The sequence below is a fragment of the Solemya elarraichensis gill symbiont genome (assembly GCF_002021095.1).
Classification (GTDB): Bacteria; Pseudomonadota; Gammaproteobacteria; order Chromatiales; family Chromatiaceae.
Map to the genome: position 1 here is coordinate 1 of NZ_MPRK01000178.1, position 3,648 is coordinate 3,648.

Genomic DNA, 3,648 nt, shown 5'->3' on the forward strand with positions numbered 1-3,648 from the left:
CGCAGGGCGTCCGGGGCAATAAAGGCTGTCGAAGATCGAGTGTAAAAGGGCGACTTGGATGTCCCGTTTTACATCACGAGATCAAAGACACGCTTGTATCGAGTGGATATCCCTGCAGGGCATTGAGTGTTGCGCGTAGCATGACGATTTGAAAGAGGGTTTCACGGCGCACCAGACGTGCACTTGTCTGCTCAACCATCGAATCTCCCAAATCTGCCTTAACCTCCAGTTCATATAGGGTGCGGCTTCTGTCGAGGTAGAGATCTCTGTAATCGATATGTGCCTGAGCAGCTTCCATTTCGATCTGCATCACATCGAGTGCCTGCATGATCTCGATAATTGAATAGCGCATCTGGTCACGCATCATTTCATGCAATGGTGTTTCATTCGCAAGTTTCTGCAACACCGGATTTGATTGAAGTGCACGCGCAATCATCTCTTTGCTTTCTGTTTCAGGAAGTTTAAGCCAGGAGTTAAAATCAGGTATCTCAATATCCGCAGAGAGCTCACCAGGTTTACCCTGTGCAAGTGCCAGTAGTTCACGGCTCAGTCTCTGCGATTTTTCACCTTCAGTAAAACGCACCCTCACAGGCTGATACAGTGCCTGGAACTGGCTTACATCCAGTTCAGACCTTTGCCCCTGCTGCATACGTGTCTGTGTTCGGTCAAAGTCGATAAAGGCGATAGCCAATGCCTCGTTTTCAAGGCCGGCACGATCATCGGCGAGCACAACATCGAGAAAACGCCTGAGAACAAGCAACTTCTGTCGTTGCTGGGGTGTCAACAGGTGATCAACGGAACAGCTCAGGTGTGGTGCATCAAACAGCAGTGGCTTGAGCATTCTCTCCTGGCACTCAGAAACCTTGCGTTGTCTGAAGTCATTATCCTGCTGCATGCCGAAACGTACTGCAGCACTGGATTCATTTACAGCTGACAGCGCTTGCTCCAGGGTTAACTCTTGAGCATATACGGGAGAGAGAAACAGGGATGACAGCATCAGGGTCACGCCGCTGACGAGGCCGTATCGAGAGGTTAAATTGCTGCTTATCCGGTGCAATTCATTACCCCTTTGGTGCGTCGGCCTTCTTCTCGCCGACAACAGTTTTCTTGTATTTGCTAAAACGCATGTCTTCATAGAGGCCTTCGACAAGATATTGACCAAACAGCATGAACTCATCGATGCCAGATGTCGCGCCTGTGTAACGTCCGCGTCGTGCCGGTTTTCCGTCAAGATCGACAAACTGGAAAACAGGTGTGGCACGTACCCTGAACTGTTTCAGGGACATCTCTTTTTGGGTCGTATCTTCACCGTTGAAGTCGACAATCTCCAGGTCACCTTCGACATCCACTGTGAAAATCTTGAAATGCTCATGAAAAAAGTCCTGCACTTCGGACTGGTTGAGTACGGTTCTTTTCATACGATGGCAGAACGGACACTCATCCATCTCGAACATCAGCAAGATGCCCTTCTTGCCTTCATCAGCCGCGTTTTCCAGCTCTTCCTGAAAATCACCGAAACCCTCATCAAAGAAATCTTTGTAATCTGCTGCAAAAATAGCAGCAGGAGAGATGGCGAGAAGAAAGAGAAGTGTTTTAATCAATCGCATTTTAATCACTCCGTTGGCTTTTTATTTTTAGCCTGTTTTCCCTGTTTCTTGATGTAGGATTCTCTCGCTTCCCTTGAGATTGTGCCAACCTGGTATCCGGCGATTTCGCCTTCCGGGTTGAGCAGATAAGAGGTCGGCAGCATTGGAATCGGACCATTGACACCATCAGCATCAGATGATGCTTTTCAGCAGGGGAAAAGAGATAGAGTACTGCTCACGGAACAGTCTCAATTTGCGAGCACTGGCATCTTCCAGGTTGATACCGAGTACGACGACATCCTCGTTGCTTTCGTGAAGTTCGTCCAGGTCTGGCATCTCTTGCCGACAAGGCCCGCACCAGCTGGCCCAGTAATTGAGCAATACCCACTTGCCCCTGTAGCTGGAGAGGCTGTGCTGCTTGCCATCAATATCTGCCATTTCAAAATCTATCGGCTCAGCCACTACAACTGGTGACAGTAACAGAGTCACCAGTAGCATGAGAGTTGAGAAGTACGCGTTAATTCTGTTCAATTACTCTTTTCCGCTTGTCGTGAGCCGATATCATACATCTGTTAAGAGATGTATATACCAATTCCCACGTGATATGGGCAGAGACTCACCGCTACTGACACGTTAGAATAGAGCCTACCCAAATTGAGGACTGTCATCCAGAGGAGAACGCCGTGACAGTAGAGATATTTCATAATCCGCGCTGCAGCAAGTCCCGTCAAACGCTTGAATTGCTCAATGACAAGGGTGTTGCGCCTGAAATTACCGAGTACCTGAAGACACCACCTGACCGGGAACAGCTACAGCAGATACTCTCGATGCTGGGTCTCGAGCCGCGCCAGTTGATACGTACCAAGGAGAAAGAATACAAGGAACAGGGGCTTGATGATGACTCTCTCAGCGATGAACAACTCATCGATGCCATGATTGCGACGCCTAAGTTAATCGAGCGTCCTATCGTCATCAGCAATGGCAAGGCAGCAATTGGCCGTCCACCCGAAACAGTCCTGGAGATCATCTGATGTCATATGTCCTGGTGCTTTTCTACAGCCACAGCGGCTCAACCGAGGCGATGGCCAAGCAGATAGCGCGTGGCGTAGAAAAAGGCGGTATGGAAGCACGCCTGAGAACCGTGCCCAAGGTATCAACCGTATGCGAAGCGACCGAGGAAGCTGTTCCTGCCAGTGGCGCACCCTACGCAACCATGGATGACCTGGAAAACTGCTCCGGACTCGCTCTCGGCAGCCCTGCCCGTTTTGGCAACATGGCTGCGCCGTTGAAATACTTTCTTGATGGCACCTCTGCGTTGTGGACAGGCGGTGCCTTGCGTGACAAGCCTGCTGCCCTGTTTACCTCGTCTACATCACTGCATGGCGGACAGGAGACAACACTCCTGACAATGATGCTGCCATTACTGCATCACGGCATGGCGATGATCGGAATTCCCTATACAGAAACCGAGCTGATGCATACCAAGGGTGGCGGTACTCCCTATGGCGCCAGCCATCATGCGGGATTTGAGAATAGCAGCGAACTAAGCGATGACGAAAGCGCCCTGTGCAGGGCACTTGGTGAGCGCCTTGCAAAAATCGCAAGTCGTCTGGAAACAGAATGAACAAGAGACAACTCTCCTATTTTGCAGTTCTCGCTTCGCTCATCTTGCTTGCCGCGACTGTCATCCTGTGGGTATTGCAGATCGAAGATGAAAACAGACGCCTTGTTCCATTCCTGATTGGCACACTGCCATTACTGCTGCTTGTTCGTGGCATGTTGAATGAACGCGTGAAAACCTACCAGGTGGCTGTATTCGTTGCACTGCTCTACCTGGTGCATGGCAGCACAGAACTGTTCGACACGCTTAGCCTGCTGGCTGCAGTCGAAGTGATCGCAGCGTTGGCACTGATGTTCAGTGCCGCATTTCATGCCAAGTGGATGACCCGGCAAGAGTAATATGCAGCTCCAGTTTCCTCTCAAGCTGGCGCTCAATCGCAAGCCGGCATTCGACAACTACTTTAATGAACGCAACCGACTTGCTGTCGACGCCATGCAGGGG

The 3,648-nt window shown here is 50.5% G+C and carries 7 protein-coding genes; 3 read left to right on the plus strand and 4 right to left on the minus strand.

Translation table 11 applies throughout. The features are described 5' to 3' along the window. Window positions 1–73: 73 nt before the first annotated feature. From BOW51_RS08445 to BOW51_RS08455, 4 genes are all read right to left on the minus strand, one after another. Entirely contained in the window at window positions 74–997 is a 924-nt protein-coding gene (locus tag BOW51_RS08445; protein ID WP_078477329.1) for a TolC family protein, read from the minus strand. 64 nt (window positions 998–1,061) lie between these two features. Next, window positions 1,062–1,607 (minus strand): thioredoxin family protein, encoded by a 546-nt coding sequence (locus BOW51_RS08450; protein WP_078477337.1) that lies wholly within the window; start codon window positions 1,605–1,607, stop codon window positions 1,062–1,064. 5 nt (window positions 1,608–1,612) lie between these two features. Further along, a complete protein-coding gene (locus tag BOW51_RS11195) occupies window positions 1,613–1,750 on the minus strand; it encodes a thioredoxin domain-containing protein (protein WP_167367289.1) in 138 nt (45 codons plus the stop codon). A gap of 28 nt (window positions 1,751–1,778) precedes the next feature. After that, a complete protein-coding gene (locus BOW51_RS08455) occupies window positions 1,779–2,117 on the minus strand; it encodes a TlpA disulfide reductase family protein (RefSeq protein WP_135568169.1) in 339 nt (112 codons plus the stop codon). 152 nt (window positions 2,118–2,269) lie between these two features. Here BOW51_RS08455 and arsC point away from each other — a divergent pair, with 152 nt between their 5' ends. The 3 genes from arsC to BOW51_RS08470 are packed head-to-tail and all read left to right on the plus strand — an operon-like array spanning window position 2,270 to window position 3,545. Next, entirely contained in the window at window positions 2,270–2,617 is a 348-nt protein-coding gene (arsC, locus tag BOW51_RS08460) for an arsenate reductase (glutaredoxin) (protein WP_078477333.1), read from the plus strand. After that, complete coding sequence (gene wrbA, locus BOW51_RS08465) at window positions 2,617–3,210, plus strand: NAD(P)H:quinone oxidoreductase (protein ID WP_078477335.1); 594 nt, start codon at window positions 2,617–2,619, stop codon at window positions 3,208–3,210. Before arsC ends, wrbA begins: the two co-directional genes overlap by 1 nt. Beyond that, complete coding sequence (locus BOW51_RS08470) at window positions 3,207–3,545, plus strand: DUF2069 domain-containing protein (RefSeq protein WP_078477336.1); 339 nt, start codon at window positions 3,207–3,209, stop codon at window positions 3,543–3,545. The genes wrbA and BOW51_RS08470 overlap by 4 nt, the downstream gene beginning before the upstream one ends. Window positions 3,546–3,648: the final 103 nt, after the last annotated feature.

What these genes read in the sequence shown, in the direction of transcription:
- BOW51_RS08445 (WP_078477329.1), bottom strand. Translation starts at nt 997, where the DNA reads ATGCTGTCATCCCTGTTTCTCTCTCCCGTATATGCTCAAGAGTTAACC.
- BOW51_RS08450 (WP_078477337.1), bottom strand. Translation starts at nt 1,607, where the DNA reads ATGCGATTGATTAAAACACTTCTCTTTCTTCTCGCCATCTCTCCTGCT.
- BOW51_RS11195 (WP_167367289.1), bottom strand. Translation starts at nt 1,750, where the DNA reads ATGCTGCCGACCTCTTATCTGCTCAACCCGGAAGGCGAAATCGCCGGA.
- wrbA (WP_078477335.1), top strand. Translation starts at nt 2,617, where the DNA reads ATGTCATATGTCCTGGTGCTTTTCTACAGCCACAGCGGCTCAACCGAG.
- BOW51_RS08470 (WP_078477336.1), top strand. Translation starts at nt 3,207, where the DNA reads ATGAACAAGAGACAACTCTCCTATTTTGCAGTTCTCGCTTCGCTCATC.